This window comes from Arthrobacter sp. ok909, from assembly GCF_900104405.1.
Classification (GTDB): Bacteria; Actinomycetota; Actinomycetes; order Actinomycetales; family Micrococcaceae; genus Arthrobacter; species Arthrobacter humicola.
The window spans coordinates 1-21,166 of the sequence record NZ_FNJS01000017.1 but is presented as its reverse complement, the minus strand read 5'-3'; the positions used below and the strand labels follow the sequence as shown (position 1 = coordinate 21,166).

At 63.9% G+C, this 21,166-nt stretch carries 17 protein-coding genes and 1 pseudogene; 12 read left to right on the top strand and 6 right to left on the bottom strand.

Annotated elements, in window-relative coordinates; genetic code table 11:
- Positions 1–6 precede the first annotated feature (6 nt).
- Positions 7–513 carry a DUF2004 domain-containing protein gene (locus tag BLR03_RS14180; RefSeq protein ID WP_091253820.1) on the bottom strand — a complete coding sequence of 169 codons (507 nt, stop codon included), beginning with the start codon at positions 511–513 and terminating at the stop codon, positions 7–9.
- 99 nt (positions 514–612) lie between these two features.
- On the opposite strand from BLR03_RS14180, the gene BLR03_RS14175 reads away from it, so the two are divergent.
- Positions 613–2,034, top strand: a complete 1,422-nt coding sequence (locus tag BLR03_RS14175; RefSeq protein ID WP_091253632.1) for an aldehyde dehydrogenase family protein — start codon at positions 613–615, stop codon at positions 2,032–2,034.
- Between the two features lie 14 nt (positions 2,035–2,048).
- Here BLR03_RS14175 and BLR03_RS14170 read toward each other — a convergent pair whose 3' ends face one another.
- On the bottom strand, positions 2,049–2,270 hold the full coding sequence (locus BLR03_RS14170; protein WP_091253628.1) for a hypothetical protein: 222 nt from the start codon (positions 2,268–2,270) through the stop codon (positions 2,049–2,051).
- Between the two features lie 50 nt (positions 2,271–2,320).
- Positions 2,321–3,241 carry a LysR family transcriptional regulator gene (locus BLR03_RS14165; RefSeq protein WP_091253817.1) on the bottom strand — a complete coding sequence of 307 codons (921 nt, stop codon included), beginning with the start codon at positions 3,239–3,241 and terminating at the stop codon, positions 2,321–2,323.
- A gap of 353 nt (positions 3,242–3,594) precedes the next feature.
- Between BLR03_RS14165 and BLR03_RS14160 the strand changes: the two genes are divergently transcribed.
- The 8 genes from BLR03_RS14160 (at position 3,595) to nrdF (ending at position 13,061) form a co-directional block, all read left to right on the top strand.
- The gene (locus BLR03_RS14160; protein ID WP_091253626.1) at positions 3,595–5,034 is read left to right on the top strand and encodes an NAD(P)/FAD-dependent oxidoreductase; all 1,440 of its coding nucleotides are present in this window, start codon (positions 3,595–3,597) and stop codon (positions 5,032–5,034) included.
- Complete coding sequence (locus BLR03_RS14155) at positions 5,031–5,792, top strand: DUF1365 domain-containing protein (protein WP_091253624.1); 762 nt, start codon at positions 5,031–5,033, stop codon at positions 5,790–5,792. Before BLR03_RS14160 ends, BLR03_RS14155 begins: the two co-directional genes overlap by 4 nt.
- Before the next feature lie 2 nt (positions 5,793–5,794).
- A complete protein-coding gene (locus BLR03_RS14150) occupies positions 5,795–7,273 on the top strand; it encodes a class I SAM-dependent methyltransferase (protein ID WP_091253621.1) in 1,479 nt (492 codons plus the stop codon).
- The gene (locus BLR03_RS14145) at positions 7,270–8,508 is read left to right on the top strand and encodes an SAM-dependent methyltransferase (RefSeq protein ID WP_091253618.1); all 1,239 of its coding nucleotides are present in this window, start codon (positions 7,270–7,272) and stop codon (positions 8,506–8,508) included. Before BLR03_RS14150 ends, BLR03_RS14145 begins: the two co-directional genes overlap by 4 nt.
- 486 nt (positions 8,509–8,994) lie before the next feature.
- Entirely contained in the window at positions 8,995–9,240 is a 246-nt protein-coding gene (gene nrdH, locus BLR03_RS14140; RefSeq protein ID WP_018773329.1) for a glutaredoxin-like protein NrdH, read from the top strand.
- 30 nt (positions 9,241–9,270) lie between these two features.
- The gene (gene nrdI, locus BLR03_RS14135) at positions 9,271–9,810 is read left to right on the top strand and encodes a class Ib ribonucleoside-diphosphate reductase assembly flavoprotein NrdI (protein WP_368086975.1); all 540 of its coding nucleotides are present in this window, start codon (positions 9,271–9,273) and stop codon (positions 9,808–9,810) included.
- Positions 9,811–9,875: 65 nt separating this feature from the next.
- Complete coding sequence (nrdE, locus tag BLR03_RS14130; protein WP_091253813.1) at positions 9,876–11,996, top strand: class 1b ribonucleoside-diphosphate reductase subunit alpha; 2,121 nt, start codon at positions 9,876–9,878, stop codon at positions 11,994–11,996.
- 90 nt (positions 11,997–12,086) lie between these two features.
- Positions 12,087–13,061: a class 1b ribonucleoside-diphosphate reductase subunit beta gene (nrdF, locus tag BLR03_RS14125; RefSeq protein ID WP_091253615.1), complete on the top strand. Its 975-nt coding sequence runs from the start codon at positions 12,087–12,089 to the stop codon at positions 13,059–13,061.
- Between the two features lie 579 nt (positions 13,062–13,640).
- Here the strand turns inward: nrdF and BLR03_RS14120 are convergent.
- The 3 genes and pseudogenes from BLR03_RS14120 to BLR03_RS25340 form a co-directional block, all read right to left on the bottom strand.
- Complete coding sequence (locus tag BLR03_RS14120; protein ID WP_217639797.1) at positions 13,641–14,705, bottom strand: hypothetical protein; 1,065 nt, start codon at positions 14,703–14,705, stop codon at positions 13,641–13,643.
- Positions 14,706–14,802: 97 nt separating this feature from the next.
- Positions 14,803–15,744, bottom strand: coding sequence for an IS630 family transposase (locus tag BLR03_RS14115; protein WP_217639796.1), 942 nt, complete (start codon positions 15,742–15,744; stop codon positions 14,803–14,805).
- Positions 15,725–15,988: pseudogene (locus BLR03_RS25340) on the bottom strand (helix-turn-helix domain-containing protein); the annotation flags it as partial. The pseudogene BLR03_RS25340 and the gene BLR03_RS14115, both read right to left, overlap by 20 nt.
- Before the next feature lie 319 nt (positions 15,989–16,307).
- Here BLR03_RS25340 and drt3a point away from each other — a divergent pair.
- From drt3a to BLR03_RS14100, 3 genes are all read left to right on the top strand, one after another.
- Positions 16,308–17,657: an antiviral reverse transcriptase Drt3a gene (gene drt3a, locus BLR03_RS14110; protein ID WP_091253613.1), complete on the top strand. Its 1,350-nt coding sequence runs from the start codon at positions 16,308–16,310 to the stop codon at positions 17,655–17,657.
- Complete coding sequence (gene drt3b, locus BLR03_RS14105) at positions 17,644–19,695, top strand: antiviral reverse transcriptase Drt3b (protein ID WP_368086974.1); 2,052 nt, start codon at positions 17,644–17,646, stop codon at positions 19,693–19,695. Before drt3a ends, drt3b begins: the two co-directional genes overlap by 14 nt.
- A gap of 684 nt (positions 19,696–20,379) precedes the next feature.
- Positions 20,380–21,078, top strand: coding sequence for a hypothetical protein (locus tag BLR03_RS14100; protein ID WP_175460557.1), 699 nt, complete (start codon positions 20,380–20,382; stop codon positions 21,076–21,078).
- The last annotated feature ends 88 nt before the right edge of the window (positions 21,079–21,166 follow it).

Sequence of the window (21,166 nt, the reverse complement as noted above, 5' to 3'; positions counted from 1 at the left end):
AGCGATTCAGGATTCCCAGACGATTTCGTCGTCGACGACGCCGTCCTCATCCGCGGAGGCCACCAGGACCTCGTCGGTGAAGTGCTGGCCCAAGGTGAAGTCGAGGACGAAGTAGCGTTCCGGCTGGCCGGGGTAGATGCCCACGTGGCCGAGTTTGAGTGCCTTGAGGAAGACCTCGTCGGTGAGCTGGCTCTTGTCCTCGACGCCGAAGATCTTCTTAAGGTGCTCGTCCTTGATCGCGTTGCAGTGGAAGTGGCGGTATTCCTGCGGGCTGGTGCCCTCCTGCACGAGTTCCTCGGCGATCATTTCGCGGACCTGGTCCACGAGTTCGGGCAGGAAGCGCAGGCGGTAGTCAACTTTATGCATGGCGGCTTCATCGAAGTGGTCATGCGCGTTGACATTCAGGTCAAGCTCCACGGTCTGTCCCGCCAGCTCATGCGTGGCGGTGAGACTATGGTCCCTTCCGTGGTTGAGCTCGACCTCGCCGAAGTGCTTGCTCGCTACCTTGTTCATATCTTCAACATAGTCCTGAAAACCGGACCATTCCAGCATTGGCAGGGTTTTATCCGGTACCGGACCGGTGGAGCGGCCTGTGGACTGTACATTGATCGAATGCAAACCGTAGCCACTTCCGTTGCCCGCGCCCGGGCCCTGTTCGACGCCGGCACCACCCGTCCGCTGGCCTGGCGGCTGGAGCAGCTAAGCAGCCTGCGGCGCATGCTCGCGGACCGCCACGCGGACTTCGCCGCTGCCCTCGCCAAGGATTTGGGCAAGCACAGCACTGAGGCGCAACTGACGGAGATCGGCTTCGTTGCCGCCGAGGCCGCCCACCTGGCGCGGCACCTGGAAGACTGGCTCCGGCCCCGCCCGGTGCCGGTGCCGCTCACCGTGCAGCCGGCCCGGGCCTGGACCGAGCTCACCCCGCTGGGCGTGGTGCTGGTGATCGGGCCGTGGAACTACCCCCTGCAGTTGCTGCTCGCCCCCCTGGCCGGGGCCCTGGCCGCCGGGAACACCGCGGTGCTCAAGCCGAGCGAACATGCCCCGGCCACGTCGGCCGCGCTGGCCCGGTGGATTCCGGAGTACCTGGCCGGCGCTGCCGAGGTGGTGGAGGGCGGCATCCCGGAAACCACGGCGCTGCTGGCCGAGCGCTTCGACCACATCTTCTTCACCGGCGGAGAGGCCGCGGCCAAAGTGGTGATGCGCGCGGCCGCCGAACACCTGACACCCGTGACGCTGGAGCTCGGCGGCAAGTCCCCGGCCTACGTGGACGCGTCCACGGACCTGGCAACGGCGGCGAAGCGGATCGCCTGGGGCCGGTTCATGAACGCCGGCCAGACGTGTGTCGCCCCGGACTATGTCCTGGCCCCGGAGGAGGTCCTGGAGCCGCTGCAGGCCGAGCTGATCAAGGCCGTCACGGCGCTCTTCGGCACGGACCCGGCAGCGAGCCCGTCCTACGGCCGGATTGTCGATGACCGTCACTTCGCCCGCCTCGCTGCCCTGGCCGACGGCAGCACCGTGGTGCACGGCGGGGAACGCGACGCCGCCAGCCGCTACTTTGCGCCCACCCTGCTCCGGCCGGCGCCGGGGGACGCCGTCATGGCCGAGGAAATCTTCGGTCCGCTCCTGCCGCTGGTTCCGGTGCAGGGGGTGGACGAAGCCATCGGGCTGGTCAACGGACGCGCCAAACCGCTGGCGCTCTACGTGTTCAGCAAGGACCCGCTGACGCGCCGCGCCTTCGCCGAGCGGACCTCGTCCGGGGCCCTGTGCTTCGACGTCCCGGCGGCCCACCTGTCCGTCCCCGGGCTGCCGTTCGGCGGCGTCGGCGGCAGCGGCATGGGTGCCTACCACGGGGAACATTCGGTCCGGACGTTCTCGCATGAGCGTCCCACGCTGGACAAGCCGCTGAGGCCCGACACCCTGGAACTGATCTACCCGCCGTACACCCGGGCCAAGCAGGGGATCATCAATGCGCTGGTGGCGCCGGTCCGAAAGCAAGTCCGGAAGCGAATCCGAAAGCCGGCCCCGCAGCGCTGAGTCGCCCCTCCGGGCTACCCGGCCGGCTCGCCCTCCCAGTCGACGTTGACCCAGCGCTGGCCTTCATCGTCCCAGGACTCGGTGTGCCCCAGCAGGGCAATGTCATCAAAGCTGGCCTCGATCCCGTGCCCGCGAAGGGTTTCGCGGAGCTCCTCGGTGGCCGCGCGGACGGCCGCAGCGACCGCCTCGGGGTTGTCGGAGGCAACGGGACGGGAGGCTGAATAGGTTTGGCTCATGGACCCCATCCTCATCGATCGGGCGCCGCAGGGGAACCCCCGCGGCGCGCTCAGTCCTTGCGCGCGGTCTCCAGCTTGTGCATCGTCTCGCCCAGCAGCTCCACGAACAGCTGGACCTGGGCGGTCCGCTTCTCGTTGAGCAGCAGTGCGAAGACATTGCGGGCCAGCCGGATCTCCGGAACGTCGAGGACCACGACGCCGGCCGGCCGGTGCAGCAGCGCGAGCTCGGGGACCAGGGCGGCGCCGAGGCCCGCGGCCGCCATCTCCAGGCTCGCGTGGAAGTCATCGCTGTACGCCACCACCCGGGGGTGCAGGTTGCAGCTGGCGAAGAGGCGTTCGATCACCGTGGCGTCGGAGGTGCCCGGGTGGTGCATGATCCACGGCATGTCCGAGAGGTGCGGGGCGGCCACCTTGGAATCCGTGCCGATGCCCCAGGCCGCCGGCAGCACCACGCGGAAGTCGTCGTCGCCGATCCACTGCCGGTCCACCGTATGCGGCCAGGCGAGTCCGGACTGTCCCACCTGGTACACCAGGGCGACGTCGAGTTCGCCGCCGGCCCGCAGGCCCTGGATGGTCTGGGCCGGTTCCGCGACCGAGACCCTGAGGTCGATGCCGAGCTTCTTCCAGGCCGGGTTCCGCAGGATCGGCGGCAGCACATACGTGGCCAGGCTGGGGAAGATGCCCAGCCGCAGCTCCTGGCTGGTGCTGTCCTGTGCCCGTGACGCGGCGGCCATGAGCGTCTCGATGTCCGTCAGCACTTTGGCCGCGTGCCGCGTCATGACGACGGCGGCTTCCGTCGGCTGGATGCTGCGGGCGGACCGATGGAACAGCGTGACGCCGGTGTCACGTTCCAGCGCCGATATTTGCTGGGAGACGGCCGATGCGGTGTAGCCGAGCCGGGCCGCGGCGGCGGCAAACGATCCCAGCCGGATCACTTCCACAAGGGTCCGCAGATGAACGGGGTTGATCAAGGGCTGCCCTTCGCCTGGTAGCGGGTCCACTGCAACGGGAACGGAATGGCGGGACCGGAAATCCCGCTTCATTGTGGCACACCCGGCCCTGCCGGGGGCGCCTGGTTCCTCCCCGCACGGTCCGCGGCTTCCCGGCGGGGCCCGTCCGGAATGTCTGCGCGGACCGGCGGCGCCGATGCAGGAGAATCCGTGGGGTCAGGCCAAGTTTTCAGATACCACTGGCACAGCTAGCGGGCCCCGGGAGGACGCCGTCACAGGAGCCGAAAAAAATGCCGAACTCATACTCATCCGGCGCCCCGGCGGCGACGAATTGCCCGTAAGACCTTTTTGGCGAGACAACCAGGAGCAGACCAATGGCACAAGCAGCAGGGATTCCGGCAGGCCGGCGGGTTGCCGTCATCGGCAGCGGCGTGGCGGGGCTGACCGCCGCGTATGTGCTGAACGGGCAGGACCGGGTGACCCTCTTCGAGGCGGACTCCCGGCTTGGCGGGCACGCCCATACCCATGATGTTGCGCAGCAGCGCGGCCCCACCCTGGGTGTGGACACCGGCTTCATTGTCCACAACGAGCGGACCTATCCCACGCTCCTGCGCCTGTTCGCCGAGCTCGGCGTCGAAACCCAGGACTCGGAAATGAGCATGTCCGTCCGCTGCGACGGCTGCGGCCTGGAATACGCCGGCGCCCGGCCCAACGCGAGCGGCATCATTCCCCGGCCGTCCACGCTGCTGCGCGGCCGCTATCTGCGGATGCTGCTGGAAGTCACCCGGTTCCACCGCCGGGCCCGCGCCCTGCTGGCGGAACCGGCAACGGTAACCCCCGCCAGCCCGGGTGCGGCCGGCACGGGGCACGAGCTGACCCTGGGGGAGTTCCTGGCCCGGGAGAAGTTCAGCAGCTACTTCATCTCGCACTTCATGACCCCCGTGGTCAGCGCCGTCTGGTCCTGCGACCCCACCACCGCCCTGGCCTACCCGGCCCGCTACCTGTTCACGTTCCTGGGCCACCACGGCCTGCTCGGCGTCAAAGGCTCGCCGCAGTGGCGGACCGTCACCGGCGGCTCGCGCAGCTACGTCGACAAGGTCGCCGGGACCCTGCCGGACATCCGGCTCGCCAGCCCCGTCACATCCGTGCGGCGGCACGCCGACGGCGTCGACGTCACGTCCGCACAGAGCGCGGACAGCACCGGCGGCGACACCGCCACCGAAACCTTTGACGCCGTCGTGATCGCCACCCACCCGGCGCAGGCCCTGCGGATGCTTTCCGATGCCTCGGCCGCCGAGAAGGACGCCCTGGGCGGCATGCCGTACTCGGTGAACCAGACGATCTTCCACCGCGACGCCGCCGTGCTGCCGGCCAGCCCCAACGCCCAGGCCTCCTGGAACTACCGCCTGCCGTCCTGCGACGCCCGCCCGGACAAGGTCCTGGTCAGCTACGACATGACCCGGCTGCAGCGGCTGGAGCCCGTGGACGGCGGCCGGTACATCGTCAGCCTCGGCGAATCCGAGCTGATCGACCACGCCACGGTCCTGGACCGCATGGTCTACGAGCACCCGCAGTACACGCCCGAGTCGCTCAAGGCCCAGGAACGGATCCTCGGGCTCGGCGACGAACGCCTGGCCTTCGCCGGCGCCTACCACGGCTGGGGATTCCACGAGGACGGCGCCCTGTCCGGCCTCAAGGCCGCCGCCCGGCTGGGCCGCGACTGGGACGAGCTCCCGGTCAACATCGGCTCCGTCGCCGTGGACCCGGACCTCCAGGCCGCCGCTGTTCAGCTGGCCACAGTGGAGGCGCCATGAGCGAACCGGCAGCCACCCGCCGCGCAGCCAACCACCGGGCAGCGATCTACCGCACGTCCATCTCCCACGTACGGCGCACCCCGCTGCACAATGCCTTCACCTACCGCAGCTACAGCTGGTACGTGGACGTCGACCACCTGCCGCAGTTGCCCCGCCCGCTCCGGCCGCTGGCCGGCTTCCGGGTGGAGGACCACCTGGGCGATCCGGCCGGCACCTTACGCGGCAACGTGGAACGCTACCTTGCCACCCAGGGGATCGGGCTCGACGGCGGACGCATCACGATGCTCGCCAGCGCCCGGGTCTTCGGGCACGTGTTCAACCCGCTGAGCGTGTTCTGGTGCCATGACGCCGCCGGCGCGCTGCGCTGCGTCGTCGTCGAGGTCCACAACACCTACGGCGAACGGCACTGCTACCTCCTCGAAACGGACGGCACCGGCCGGGCGAGCGTGCCCAAAGCCTTTTACGTCTCGCCGTTCAACGACGTCGACGGCCAGTACCGGATGAAGCTCCCCGAACCCGGCGACCGCCTCGCCGTCTCGATCGTCCTGGAGCGGGAAGGCCACCAGCCCTTCATCGCCACTATGGACGGCGTTCGCCACGAAGCGACCCTGCGGAACATCCTGTCCGCGGCGCTCGCGGTACCCCTGGCCCCGCTGCGCGTCACCGTTCAGATCCGCTGGCAGGGCATCAAACTGTGGGCGCGCCGCCTGCCCATCTTCAAAAGACCACACCACCCTTCACAGGAGGCAGTTCAGTGACAATGACCGAAGCGACCGGATCCGGTACGGGACGGACAGAGGGCACCACGCGCACCAGCGCCAACACCGCGGGAGCGGTGACCAGTGCGGTGACGGGCACCGTGCCGTACACGGTTCCCCAGGCGCCCGTCACCATCGACCCGGCAATCTGGCCCAGCATCGCCACCGTGCCCACAAGCCTCAAGGCCCGCGTGGCCGGCCGCGCCGCGGACGCCATCTTCAAGGCCGCCGTGCGCTCGCTGCCACTGGCCGTCCGCTACCCGGACGGCACCGTGCTGGGCAAAGCCTCCCTTGGCCTGGCCTCCCTTGGCCAGGCGCCCGGCGGCACCGCGTACCCCGTGATGACCATCAACCGGCCCGAGGCGTTCGCCGCCCGGCTGGGCGACGGTGGCCTGATCGGCCTGGGCGAATCCTACATGGCCGGCGACTGGGACGCCGACGACCTCACCGCCGTGATGGAGGTCTTCGCTGCCCGCGTCGGCACGCTGGTTCCCGAACCGCTGCAGAAGCTCCGCGGCCTCTACCTGCCGCGGCAGCCGCGCAAGGAACGCAACACCGAAAAAAACACCCGCTCCAACATCTCGCGGCATTACGATCTCTCCAACGAGCTCTTCGCCTCTTTCCTGGACAGCACCATGACGTACTCCAGCGCGCTGTTCCCGGAAAGCGGTGACGCCCTGCGGACTGTGGCCTGGGACGGCCTCGCCGCCGCCCAGCAGGCCAAGATTGACCGGCTGCTGGACAAGGCGGGCGTGAAGGAAGGCACCCGAGTCCTGGAAATCGGCACCGGCTGGGGTGAACTCGCCCTGCGTGCCGCCGCCCGCGGCGCCACCGTCTACTCGGTCACGCTCTCCAGCGAGCAGCAGGAACTGGCCCGCCAGCGCGTCGCCGACGCCGGCTACGCCGATGCCGTCACGATCGAGCTCAAGGACTACCGTGCCGTGGAGGGCGAGTACGACGCCGTCGTCTCGGTCGAAATGATCGAGGCCGTCGGCTTCGAATACTGGGCCACGTACTTTCAGACGATCGAGCGCGTCCTGGCCCCCGGCGGCAAGGTAGCCATCCAGGCCATCACGATCGCCCACGACCGCCTCATGGCCACCCGCACCAGCTACACCTGGGTGCACAAGTACATCTTCCCCGGCGGCGTCATTCCCTCCGTCCGCGCCATCGAGGACATCACCGAGAAGCAGACCGGACTGCGCGTCCGCGAACGCCTCGCCATGGGCGAGCACTATGCCCAGACCCTGCGGCTCTGGGAGGAGCGGTTCATGGGCCGGGCCGAGGAAGTCGGGGCCATGGGCTTCGATGCCATCTTCCAGCGGATGTGGCTGTTCTACCTGTGCTACTCCCGGGCCGGCTTCGAGACGGGCTACCTCGACGTGCAGCAGATCGTGCTGGACTCTGCTTTTACGAGCAGCGCCTCCTCGAAGACTGCGTCCGCCAAGGGCGCGGCCGCTGCCAAGGGCGCGGCCGCATGACGGCGGCGCTCGCTGACACCATCGCCGAGGTCCTGCGGCCCGTCGTCGGCGGGGAACTGCCCGTCCGGCTCGTCGTCTGGGACGGCAGCGAGACCGGCCCGTCCGGCGCGCCGGTGGTCCGGCTGAACTCGCCCGACGCCATCCGCCGCCTGCTGTGGGCGCCGGGGGAGTTGGGCGCCGCCCAGGCGTACGTCACCGGCGAACTCGACGTCGACGGCGACCTCAATTCCACGCTCGAGCACCTGTGGAAGGTGGTCCGTGACCGCGGCCTCTCCGGCATCCGCCCGACGCCGGCCCTGCTGGCCGGCGTCGGGCGCATCGCCAAAACCGCCGGCGCCCTGGGCGCCCCGCCCCCACCCCCGGCCAGTCAGGCACGGGTCCGGGCCCGGCTGCACAGCCTCATGCGGGACCGGGCGGCCATCAGCCACCACTACGACCTCAGCAACGACTTCTACGCCCTGATCCTGGACCCGCAGATGGCCTACTCCAGCGGATACTGGACGGACAGCTCACCCGGGTACGGACTCGAGGACGCCCAGCGGGACAAGCTGGACCTCGTCTGCCAAAAGCTCGGCCTGGCCCCGGGAATGCGGATGCTCGACGTCGGCTGCGGCTGGGGCTCGCTGAGCCTGCACGCCGCGCAGTACTGCGGCGTCGACGTCGTCGGGGTCACCCTCTCGGTGGAGCAGAAGGCCTTCATTGACGCCCGCATCAGGGAACGCGGGCTGGAAGGACGCGTCGAGATCCGGGTCCAGGACTACCGCGAGATCCCGGACGGCCCGTTCGACGCCGTCGCCTCCCTCGAGATGGGCGAGCACGTCGGCCAGCGCAACTACCCCGTCTACGCCGCCGCCCTCTTCGGCAACGTCAGGCCCGGCGGCCGGGTCCTGGTGCAGCAGATGTCCCGGAACGGCAAGCACCCCGGCGGCGGCCCGTTCATCGAGTCCTTCATCGCCCCGGACATGCACATGCGCCCGGTGGGGGAGACCCTGGGCTTCCTGGAGGATGCAGGGTTCGAGATCCAGGGGGTGCAGGGCATGCGCCGGGACTACGTCCGGACGCTGGAGGCCTGGTACGCCCGGTTCGAGGAGAACCATGACGCCGCCGTCGCCATGATGGGCGAGGAAATCGCCCGGGTCTGGCGGCTGTACCTCGTGGGCGCGCTGCGCAGCTTCGCCGAGGCCCGGATGGGCGTCGACCAGATCCTTTGCAGCCGGCCCGAACCCCTCGGGTAGTTCCCAGGTGCCCCGACCGGTGACCTGGCAGCTCCCCGTGGCGCCGGTCACTGCGGAGTGTTGGAACGGGGGGTGTTAGAACAATCACGATCCGATGAGGCGGACACCACGGTGTCCGCCTCATTCGTGTTCCCGGACACCAGATGTAGTGGCGGGCACCACTCCCGGGCACTCCCGGGCACCCCCGAAAACGTGCGCGACACGCCGTCTGCGGTGCGACACGCGGGGGCGATTAATGTGGCTAACTACTCCACAGGGTGTGGATTTCGTCCGCCAAAACAGCTGAATTCCGGACATTTGGCGGGCCCCCTCCTGTGGATTATCGGTGGGTTAAATGACATACTTGTAATACATCATCTTGGGGTCCATGTGAGGCTCTTGCACTACATGTAGTATCGACATACGGTTCCAGCAGAGCATCAGCGCGGGGCAGTCGGAGCCGGGGAAGCGCTCCGAACAAGACTTTCAACAAAGGGGACAAGGACCATGACCGTTACGGTTTACACGAAGCCGGCCTGCGTTCAGTGCAACGCGACCTACCGCGCGCTGGACAAGAAGGGCATCGCCTACCAGAGCGTCGACATCTCCCAGGACGCGGAGGCCCTCGAGCGCCTGAAGTCCCTGGGCTACATGCAGGCCCCGGTCGTCGTCACCGACCAGGACCACTGGTCCGGTTTCCGCCCGGACAAGATCGAAGAACTGGCGCAGGCCGCCGCCGTCGCTGTAGCCTGAAGCGCTCCGGACGCCGCTACCAGGCAGGATTTGACGGTAGATGAGGTGAGTCCAATGGTTGTGACAACTGAAGATCGGGCAACTGCTGAAGATCGGGCGGCCGCCACGGCTGACAGCGGGGAAGCGGTCAGCACAGCGGCTCCCGAGCTCACCCACAGCCGCCTCATCTATTTTTCCTCCACCTCGGAAAACACGGCACGTTTCGTTGCGAAACTGGGTGTCGACGCCGCCAGGATCCCCCTCTACCCGAGGGACGCTCCGCTGGCGGCCCGGGAACCCTACGTTCTGGTGGTGCCGACCTACGGCGGCACCGGCGGAGAGGGATCTGTTCCAAAGCAGGTCATCAGGTTTTTGAACGACCCGGGCAACCGGAAGCTGATCCGCGGAGTGATCGGGGCCGGCAACACGAATTTCGGGGATAACTACTGCATGGCCGGGGACATCATCGCCGCAAAATGCAACGTCCCCCACCTATACAGGTTCGAACTCATGGGCACGCCGGAAGACGTCTCCCGTGTACAACAAGGATTGGAAGAGTTTTGGACACGACTGTCGCAGACAAAACAGTAACCGGGGGCGCGGGCTCCCACGGGGGCACCGCCGTCGAGAAGCAGGAACAGCAGAAGAAGCCCGAGATGCCGGCCGCCTACAAGGGACTCGGCTACCACGAGCTCAACGCCATGCTGAACCTCTACGGCCCCAACGGCGAGATCCAGTTCGAGGCCGACCGCGAGGCCGCGCACCAGTACTTCCTGCAGCACGTGAACAACAACACCGTGTTCTTCCACGACCTCGAGGAAAAACTCGACTACCTCGTCAAGAACGAGTACTACGAGCGCGAAACCCTCGACCAGTACACGATGAACTTCATCCGCGAGCTCTTCAACCGCGCGTACAAGAAGAAGTTCCGCTTCGAGACCTTCCTGGGCGCATTCAAGTTCTACACCTCCTACACGCTGAAGACGTTCGACGGAAAGCGCTTCCTGGAGCGCTACGAGGACCGCGTCTGCATGGTGGCCCTGCACCTGGCCCGCGGCGACGAGAAGCTCGCCACCCAGATGGTCGACGAGATCATCGAAGGCCGCTTCCAGCCGGCCACCCCGACGTTCCTGAACGCCGGCAAGAAGCAGCGCGGCGAGCTGGTCTCCTGCTTCCTGCTCCGCATCGAGGACAACATGGAGTCGATCGGCCGGTCCATCAACTCCGCCCTGCAGCTGTCCAAGCGCGGCGGCGGCGTGGCCTTCGCCCTGACCAACATCCGCGAGGTCGGCGCGCCGATCAAGCAGATCGAGAACCAGTCCTCCGGCGTCATCCCCGTGATGAAGCTCCTCGAGGACAGCTTCTCCTACGCCAACCAGCTCGGTGCCCGCCAGGGTGCCGGTGCCGTGTACCTGCACGCGCACCACCCGGACATCTACCGCTTCCTGGACACCAAGCGCGAGAACGCGGACGAGAAGATCCGCATCAAGACCCTCTCGCTCGGCGTCGTCATCCCGGACATCACCTTCGAGCTCGCCAAGCGGGACGAGGACATGTACCTGTTCTCCCCGTACGACGTCGAAAAGGTCTACGGCATGCCGTTCTCCGACGTCTCGGTCACCGAGAAGTACTACGAGATGGTGGACGATTCCCGGATCAAGAAGACCAAGATCAAGGCGCGCGAGTTCTTCCAGACCCTCGCCGAGATCCAGTTCGAATCCGGCTACCCGTACATCATGTTCGAGGACACCGTGAACCGGGAAAACCCGATCGACGGCAAGATCATCATGTCCAACCTGTGCTCCGAGATCCTCCAGGTCTCCCAGCCCACCACGTACAACGACGACCTGTCCTACGACCACACGGGCAAGGACATCTCCTGCAACCTGGGCTCGCTGAACATCGCCAAGACCATGGACTCGCCGGATTTCGGCCTGACCATCGAGACGGCCATCCGGTCCCTCTCGGCTGTCTCGGACATGTCGAACATCACCTCGGTGCCCTCGATTGCCCGCGGCAACGACCAGAGCCACGCGATCGGCCTCGGCCAGATGAACCTGCACGGCTACCTGGCCCGCGAGCGGGTCCACTACGGCTCCGAAGAGGGCCTGGACTTCACCAACATCTACTTCTACTCGGTCGTGTACCACGCGGTCCGCGCCTCCAACCTGCTGGCCATCCAGACCGGCCAGACCTTCGGCGGCTTCGAAAAGTCCAAGTACGCCACCGGCGAGTTCTTCGACAAGTACACCGAGCAGGAATGGGTCCCGCAGACCGCCAAGGTTGCCGAGCTGTTCAAGAACATCCACATCCCCACGCAGGATGACTGGCGCGAGCTGAAGGCTTCCGTCATGGAGCACGGCATCTACAACCAGAACCTGCAGGCTGTCCCGCCCACCGGCTCGATCTCCTACATCAACAACTCCACCTCCTCGATCCACCCGGTGGCGTCCAAGATTGAGATCCGCAAGGAAGGCAAGCTGGGCCGCGTGTACTACCCGGCGCCGTACCTGACGAACGACAACCTGGAGTACTACCAGGACGCGTACGAGATCGGCTACGAGAAGGTCATCGACACCTACGCCGCCGCCACGCAGCACGTGGACCAGGGCCTGTCCCTGACGCTGTTCTTCAAGGACACCGCCACCACGCGCGACATCAACAAGGCCCAGATCTACGCCTGGAAGAAGGGCATCAAGACCATCTACTACATCCGTCTCCGCCAGCTCGCGCTGGAAGGGACCGAGGTAGAGGGCTGCGTCAGCTGCATGCTGTAGCTTCAACTCAATCGTGACTGTACGACGGCGGGCGCCCGCCCGCCGTCGTACGCTTTAACAAAAGAACTAACCCAACCTTTAGGGGATGACATGACCGAAAAGGTCAAGCTGCTTAGCCACGTTGAAGCCATTAACTGGAACCGCATCCAGGACGACAAGGACGTGGATGTCTGGAACCGCCTGGTCAACAACTTCTGGCTGCCGGAGAAGGTGCCGCTGTCCAACGACATCCAGTCGTGGGCGACGCTGACCCCGGACGAGCAGCAGCTCACCATGCGCGTGTTCACGGGCCTGACCCTGCTGGACACCATCCAGGGAACAGTCGGCGCCGTCTCCCTGATTCCGGATGCCCTCACCCCGCACGAAGAGGCTGTCTACACGAACATTGCGTTCATGGAGTCCGTGCACGCCAAGAGCTATTCCTCCATCTTCTCCACGCTGGCTTCCACCAAGGAGATTGACGAAGCGTTCCGCTGGTCCACCGAGAATGAGAACCTTCAGAAGAAGGCCCAGATCGTCATGGACTACTACCAGGGCGACGACCCCCTGAAGCGCAAGGTGGCCTCGACGTTGCTGGAGAGCTTCCTGTTCTACTCGGGCTTCTACCTGCCGATGTACTGGTCCTCGCGGGCCAAGCTGACGAACACGGCCGACCTGATCCGCCTGATCATCCGCGATGAGGCCGTGCACGGCTACTACATCGGCTACAAGTTCCAGAAGGGCCTGGAGAAGGTTTCCGAGGAGCGCCGGCAGGAAATCAAGGACTACACCTTCGAACTGCTCTTCGAGCTGTACGAGAACGAGGTCCAGTACACCCACGACCTCTACGACTCCGTCGGCCTGGCCGAAGACGTCAAGAAGTTCCTGCACTACAACGCCAACAAGGCCCTGATGAACCTGGGCTACGAGGCAATGTTCCCGGCCTCTGTCACCGACGTGAACCCGGCCATCCTGTCGGCCCTGTCTCCGAACGCGGACGAGAACCACGACTTCTTCTCGGGGTCCGGGTCTTCGTACGTGATTGGCAAGGCTGTTAATACTGAAGATGAGGACTGGGACTTCTAGTCTTCTGAGAGAAATAGGTCTATTTGGAAGAATGGCACCTATTTGGAAGAAACGAATCGTCTAGTTGGAAGTCTTCCAAGTAGCCGTCGTTGTGCGGGCCCTGCGCGTCAATTCGCGCAGGGCCCGCTTTGTGCTCGCAGCAGCCACGGTGGAGACCGCGCAGGGAGTTGGCCCCTCCGCCCTTTTTGGGATGAACTCCATGAGAACGCTAGTCGAGTGGATCGATGCTCACTACGGGCGACGTCGTCCTTGAGGTTGGAACGTGATCATTGCGTACTTGTATCCAAAAGAGCGCTGAACATCCGACCTCACAGAACTCAAGCATAAGTAGTTCCAATGCTTCGCCATCGCGACGAAGCTTGGAGAACCGAGCATCCAAGAAATCCACTAACGGCGCGGTCGCCGCCACCGTTCGTGAGATGGTTCGGTCGTCTAGATTGACGACGTACTGGCTCCCTGTAGCTGTCGTGACCAGGAAAGGTCCAGTGCTGTCGTTGGAGATTGAGCGCGGCATGCGGCGAGCCTATAGCGGCTGCAGAGCCGTCGGGGATAGCTGTTTTCGACTCCACGAATCTCGCACTAGACGGACGCTACGGGTCTTTCGGCGACCGCCGAAGCACCGGCATGATCGCTGCTTCGCTCAGCGAGGGTGCTCACTGCCAATAAAGCAGGAAGAAGTTCGGCAAACTTCAGCGTCCTGAGGGCTCGGTCGTCAACCTGTGGAAGTAGGCGCGGCGCCTCGTCTTTGAGCAATAGCACGATCTGCCTCATAGCTTCAGCCAGAGCCGGGGTGGTGGTGTCGCCTCGCAATCCGATTTGCCAGTTGTTGTAAGCCCGCGATTCGTCCAGCAACTCCGGCGCCACATCCAGTAAGCCCGCGACCAGGACGGCGTTCGCGCGGGCGCCGGCCCAAGTCCACCAGCGAAGTCTCCCATTCGGCTCACGGACCAGGACTGTTGAACCATCCAGTACCCGATGGGAGTACTCCTTCCGGAGTTCGTCCAGCTTGGTCAGAGCCCTTTTGGACAGCAGCACGCCAGCGGGAGTGGCCCCGAGCAGCACCCGCCGTGTTGCATCGCTCAGGGCATAGCCCTCCGGCTGCGGCATGCTTGACCATTTGGAGTCCGCGGCGTTTGCCGACGGTTCAACGTAGGCGCGGTGACGCTTCCAATCGACGTAGTTCACCTGCCAGGCCCTGCCGTCCAGGGTAAGGAGCCGAGGACCGTCCACTTTGCGCTGCAGCACCATCGGGTCCACGGAGCCGATCTCCTCGCGCCCGTGCAGAATTACCACCTGCGGGTCGGCGGTAAACACGGCCATGAGGTCGCGGTAATGAATTCCACCGTACTTTCGTTCGGCTTCGGGCCCCATGAAAAGCATCCCTTGGTCCGGATCCAGATGCCCCGTTTCCACGAGCCAGTCGGCGATCTCTTGCCATTCACCGGCCGCGGCGAGCCCGAGCCCGGAGAACCACTCCTGCCACGTGTTTGCACCGACCCGCCGCTCCTGCAGCGTCAATCCCAGCAGTTGTTGTGCTGCCACGTGCAACGGAGTCGGCGGGGGAGTGACAGGCTCCACATAGCCCTCAGACCAGAGCAACAGCAGGCCGCAGGCCCGGAGGAACTGCGCGTCGTCGGTGGACAAGAACAGCATGTTCCGCTCGGTTCCTGGCCGGCGGCCGGTCCGGCCGATCCGCTGCAATACCGACGCCACGGTGCGCGGTGCGCCGATCTGGAGAACCCTATCGAGGTCGCCCACGTCGATGCCGAGTTCCAGCGTCGAGGTGGACCCGTGACCTGAAACGTTGGAGGTGTTTTTCAGGCCGCTTGTGCGGTGTCGTGGCGGTCCAGCGATGGCCCTTTTCGCTGCGGGCCCGGGCGCGTTCGCGCCGTTGGGCATCGAGCACGTCGGGGTCGCGGGCGTAGTCGTTGCGCCAGCGCAGGTATGCATGCAGCCGCCTGGTCTGCACGGCATGGTTGGGGTGGTTGGAGTTGGCCATGGTGAATTGGCGCAGCACCCCGAAGTGCGCCTCGATCGGGTTGGCCCAGGATGCGTTGGTCGGGGTGAAGCACAATTCGACGCCGTGGCGGGCGGTCCAGCGGCGGATTTGCGGTGTGGCGTGGGCGGAGAGGTTGTCCAGGATCACATAGACCGGTTGCCCGTCGGGGCGGGCGGCCCGGATGCTTTTGAGTGCGGTGAGGCTGTTCACTCCGCCCTTGTGCCGGTGGTTGATGCCCCACAGGGTGTCGTCGCCGATCGAGTAGCAGCCGTGGAAATACGTCACGCCCTCGGTGCGGTGGTAGGTCGCCGGCAGCCGGTCCGGCCGCCGTTCCGGAGCCCATCCGATGCCGGCGGTGGGCCGGATCCCCAACGGCCCGTACTCGTCGAACGCGAAGGTCCGGTCCGGCTGGTGGGCCTGCACCTGCTCGATCCGGTCGAGTTTGGCCTCGAAGTCCGGGTCGGTGGAGTCCTCCCAGGTCGTGGTGTGCTGGAACGTGATGCCGCGCCGGTGCAGCAGGGTCCGCACCGCTTCGCGTCCGATCCGGACCGGACGGTCCGCCCGGGCACCAAGATACTCGGCGAGCTTGCGGATCGACCAATGGGTGAAGGGCTGTCCTGGCCAGGCGGTGGCCGTCGCGGCAACGAGGTCCTCGTCGCCGGGGACGGCCTCCCGCCCAGTCAGGGTCCAGGCAGTCCAGCCCGATCTCGTTGAAGCGGTGGATCACCGCCCGCACGGTGTCCTCGTCGGCAGCCACCAGGCGGGCGATCACCGGCACCGTGTTTCCCCCCGCCGAAGCGAGGATCATCACCGCCCGCCGCCACCGCACCACTTGGCCACCTTGTTCGGATTCGCCGCGACGCACGATCCGCTGCAGCCGTTGACCTTCCGCGGGACTCAGCCGGCGCACTTTCACACGTTCAGCCATGAATCCAGACTGCCACCGGACTCAAAACCTGTGAACCTTTCCGGTCACCGCACTAGCCGTGCCTCTTGGGGTGAGGACCCTCGTTGGGGAGATGACGGCAGTAGCCCGTCTCGGGGTGGTGGGGATGTGCCAGATCGAACTGAGGTCGAAAAGGCGGTGATTCATGCCGATATTTCGGCACCGGCGGTTGAATAACCCGACATGAGTCATTTCGGCAGAGCTTCCGCGTCGTCGTCCTGTGCCGCAGGAAAACCCAGTATCGTTCCGAGGGGACCTAATCCAGTCATAGGCACGGTTTGAAAAGGAAGGAAACAACAACGTGGATCAGAGCTTCTCGCTACGAAATCTGCGAAGAATCTGGGATTCACAGACGCGGCGCGGAAAAGAGTTGCTTCCGATGTTTCCGGATGTCCGGACTGCCTACGACGTGGCGCGTGACGCTGTCCGAGAAGCACGTGCTGTTAGCCGCGGCACGGTCCGCTACATTGGGCCAGAAGAGTCTGCGCCTGCCGTTATAGCCAAGGCAAAGAGACAGGCTGCGGAAGCTGCACTCATGAATGCCTTGGCAAAGACGAGTGATTCTCTCATCGATAGCGTCGAGGAAGGATCGTTCGAGTGGGGTCTCCGGGAAGCAAAGCTGCTCGGAGACCGGCAGTTGTACGAGATCAGCGACACACCCGAAGCGTTTTTCGCCGATCGACAACTGCAAGCATCGATCAAGGGCATTCTCCCCGCGAGACCCGGCGATCGACAGTCAATCATTAGCGGCCTGGCGCGAAGTCTGGACAACGACCTTCCGAAGGTCGTCTTGCGAACGGACGTTGCCTCGTTTTTCGAGTCAATCGACCATGCCAAACTTAAGGGTCGAATCGCGTGTACGCGTCTTTCCCCAACCTCGAAACAGCTGATCAACCTCCTGCTTACAGAGATGGAAAGACTTGTCGGTGCACCTAAGGGTCTCCCTACAGGAGTCGGTCTTAGCGCAAAGTTAGCCGAGCTGTACGTCACCCAAGTAGACTCGGCCATCCGACACCGGCCAGAGGTTTTGTTTTATGCCCGATACGTCGACGACATTGTGATCGTTGCTGCTGATAACTCGCGCCACGCAACGGTCGAAGCCGATCTGGCGAGCCTCGTCTCAAAACAGCTCGACCTCCTGGACCTCAAACTCAATCCAGAGAAGCAGGAGACTTCGAGACTGAGCGAGGCTAAGATGCTGCGGCGCTTCGAGTTCCTCGGCTACTCGCTCTCCTATGCCGGGACCGCTGGACTCAAAGTTGAGGTTACGAATCAACGCGTCGAGACATTGCGCAAGCGCGTAGGCCGGACATTCGATGCGTGGGACAGGGCGGAGCCGAGTAACCACGGCCGGCGGAGCCTCCTACTTGACCGTTTGCGTCTACTGACTGGGAACACGCGTCTTGCAAATAACAAGAGAAACGCAATGGTGGGAATTTATTTTTCCAATCCCCATGTCACGGACGGCGCAATTTTTTCAGGGTTGGACCGCTTTCTTCAGCATCGCGCAAGGAAGTCGCATCTCCCGGCCGTTTTGAAGGAACACATAGACCGGTTGTCGTTCGTTGAAGGATTCAAAGATCGACGGGTCTACCGCTTTACTCCGCAACGAATCGAACAACTGACCAAGGTATGGCGTGAGAAAGCATAGACGATCAATTAGGAAGCACGACGCTCGAGTGGTTCTCAGCGACGTACTGCCATACGAGCTTCCTCCATCGTTTAACAACCGGGGACTTTACGAGTTCATTCGTGCGTCACAAGTCCGCTTACAGGGAAGTACCGTGAAGGCTCGCATCACAAATGCTGACACGGAGGTTCTACTGCGAATTCTCCTCGGCCAGAATGCCTCATTCCCTGCTGGAACCAAGGCGGGGGAGCTTGTCGAGGTCGATCTAGTCCGGACGCCAGCCACGATCCCGACGATTCCGTTCCAGTACACGATTCGGCACCGAGTAAATGACTTCCGCACCCTCACGATTCCTCACCCCTTGGCGCAGCTTGAGATGGCCGAGTTTTACGGCCGGTTCGAGTCGCTGATTCTCTACCACACGTCGAAGAGTAACTTCACGCTTCGACGCCCCGCGCGCGTGGCACCTTATACCGTCACCGGCGATTGGCTCTTTGAGGAACGCAAAAGTTCGCACGATGCTGTTGAGGACGATACGCGCGAATACGAGTGGTTGCGGTCCTACTTCACCTACAGCCGTTACTCAAACGTGTACAAGTTCTATGACTCCGCGGAATATCGCTCGTGCGAGCGGCGATTCGGATATCTCGTCCGGGTAGATGTGGCCAAATGCTTCGATAGCATTTACACCCACTCGATCGCCTGGGCGGCGCACGGCCATGATTACGTCAAGGCAAACCTCACCTCGTCCACAGCGGTTGACGACACCTTCGGTGGTGCGTTCGACCGGCTCATGCAGCGTGTCAATCACAGCGAGACGAGCGGTATCACCATCGGTTCGGAGACATCGAGGATATTTGCCGAAGTCATTTTGCAGGCAGTCGATCTTCAGATAGAGAGCCAGCTCGAAGAGATCGGACTCATCTTTGGCAAGGACTATGAAATTCTGCGCTATGTTGACGATTACTTCATCTTCTTGGCGAATGAGCAAGACCGTGGTCGGGTCCTTGAGACGGTGGCACGGAGCTTGAGGAAATACAAGCTCCACTTGAACGCAGCGAAGGAGGAAGGCGAATACACTCCATGGCTGTCACCATTGACCGTCGCGAAACGACACACAGTCGACCTTCTGCGAAAGACCGTAAAGCGGCGCGAGACGGCAATGCCAGAAGGCAGCCTTCCCCGCCCGTACGTCGACACCGCTGCGCTGATAGTCGGGTACAAAGCAATCCTGCTGGACACCGGCGTCAGCCATTTCGAGCTCGCGAACTATGCTCTTTCCCGGGCCGAACGCGCCGCCGAGAAGCTTATTCGTTCTTCACAGCATCGAGTCCGGGCGCCCGGCGATACAGAGCGACGAGAAATCGCCAGCCATTACCGGGCGCTCACCTCGGCGCTCTTGGGCCTCTTGGACTTCGTATTCTTCGCCTTCTCAGGAGCACCACGAATGAGTCCGGCAGTAAAAGTGGCGCGAGTCACAAGCTCACTGTTGCGGCTTTCACGAGAGCCCCGGTTCCCCGCGCACGATCGAGAGCGGATTGAGATGCGAATCCAGGACGAGTTGATGCAGCAACTACGTCGCTCTAAGGGAGCAACTTCGCCCGACCCAGTCACGGCGACGCTGATCGATTGCATATCCGATCTCGGCCCCAGTTATGCGATTGAAGAGGATGAACTTGCGGCCTTTTGCGGATTCCAAGAGGACGACGGAGAATTTGCGCCGCCCGCAACGATGAACGCGTTACTGCTGTTTAGTATTATCCTCCATTGCAGGAATCACCAAGCGTATCCGCGATTGCGCAAGGCCTGCGAAGAATGGATCCTGGGCCGCATGGACCTGCCTAGTCACCATGCGGAGCGGGCGCTCGTCGCGCTGAACGTGCTCACATGCCCGTTTGTGTCCCATCGGACACGTGCTGCCGTGCTCTCAAGCTACGGTTGCACTGACAGGGGCGCCGTCGCCAGGATTGCGGGACCGCAAACAAAATGGAACATCGACTGGGAGGGCTTCGACCTCTATTCAGCGCTGCAACGAAAGCGTCTCTACGAGGTATATTGAACGAGCGCCCAGGCCCGCTCCTTAGGGAGCCCACACACCAGCGCTGAGCGTGACGCCTGGAGAATCGCCAGCGTTGGTGGGATGACGCAGTCATCCCACCAACGCAAAAACTCTACATCGCCTCGGTCGGACTCAGATGAGGTGGCGTACATGCGACTGACGGAACTTCACTCGGAAAGCTTCGGGACCCGTCGGAGCGCTCAGCGCGTAGTCCAACTAGCCTCGTTGGCTGCAACATCCCAGAGATCGGGACGAGATCACAGCATTCTCGATGTGCCCAAGCGGATCTGACCGGTTGGTCTTAGGACGCCGAAGTGGAAGCAGCGTGTCGATTAATGATGATTTGTTCGGTCAGATCATCTTGGAGGCCCGGATCGGCCAGTGGGCGCTTCAGGAGATCTGCCTTGGTAACATACGGCCTGGAATGAGGTTAACTAGAGCGAGTCGCATGGGCGGAAAGCCGCGGTGGGTGATCTCCATCTCGTCGCCGGTGAGTGCACGCGCTGCCAGGTCGGCTGTACTGGTGCTAAGTTCGCGCAGGCAAACGAAGGTCATGGCTAGTCTTACCGCTGATACGGCGCCGCCGGATGGAGGTGCGTGTTCGTCGCGACGCGGGGCCGGGAGGGTTGCATAGATCTGAACGATATGTCCCCGTTCGGGAGGTCGCCGGATCCAGTGTTAGTGGTGGCGAAGTTCAGTCGCCGCGAACGGATGCCGCTCTGGATGGTATCTGCCGTGCCTAAAGGAGTCTTCAAACTACGGGCCTTCCTGCCTGGCAGTGAGGCGCAAATCAGCTCCCTGATTTCTGCTGTCCGCGTTAGAACTTCAAGCGGACAGCCAGGGCTGGCGAGCCTGACCATCATGATAGATAAATCGAACCGGGCGATAGCGGCAACAAGCGTTCGGAAGCGGGATACCAGCCCGGACATCGCGAACCTCATCGCGCAAGCGATGGCTCCGCCGGCCACCAGACCGGTCGGGAAGCTGTCATGCCGCGGGGACTTGCAGCGGATGAACTTCCCTTGGCCAGTCCTCCTCAATGATGCGGCGTACGCGGCGGCCGCTGCCCGCCGTCCCCGTTTCCGGCCGTCCATAATCCTGACGGACAACGAACATTACCGCTCGCATTCCGTCGAAGCGCTTTGCCTAGAATTCGGGTTCACCCTCGCCACAGCTCCCAGGACGCTGTCCGCCCACATGGTCGTTGAACGCGCCTTGAGCACCATCCGGAAAGAATTCGTCGATAAGTTGCCTGGGCAATCTCCCAGCGGTTACGGACGCATGGACCTTGGTAAGGAGGACCTCATCCTGATAAAAGATTTACGCGTCCTGTTTGACCGCTGGGTTGTCCAGATATGGCCCAATGTGCGGGGAAACTACTAGATGAGTGAGTCCGTATTCGTTTAGTGGTCGTAGGCGATGAGTGAGCGTTTGCGGGGCGCGTCGATGTGCCAGTTGTGCCAGATACCGG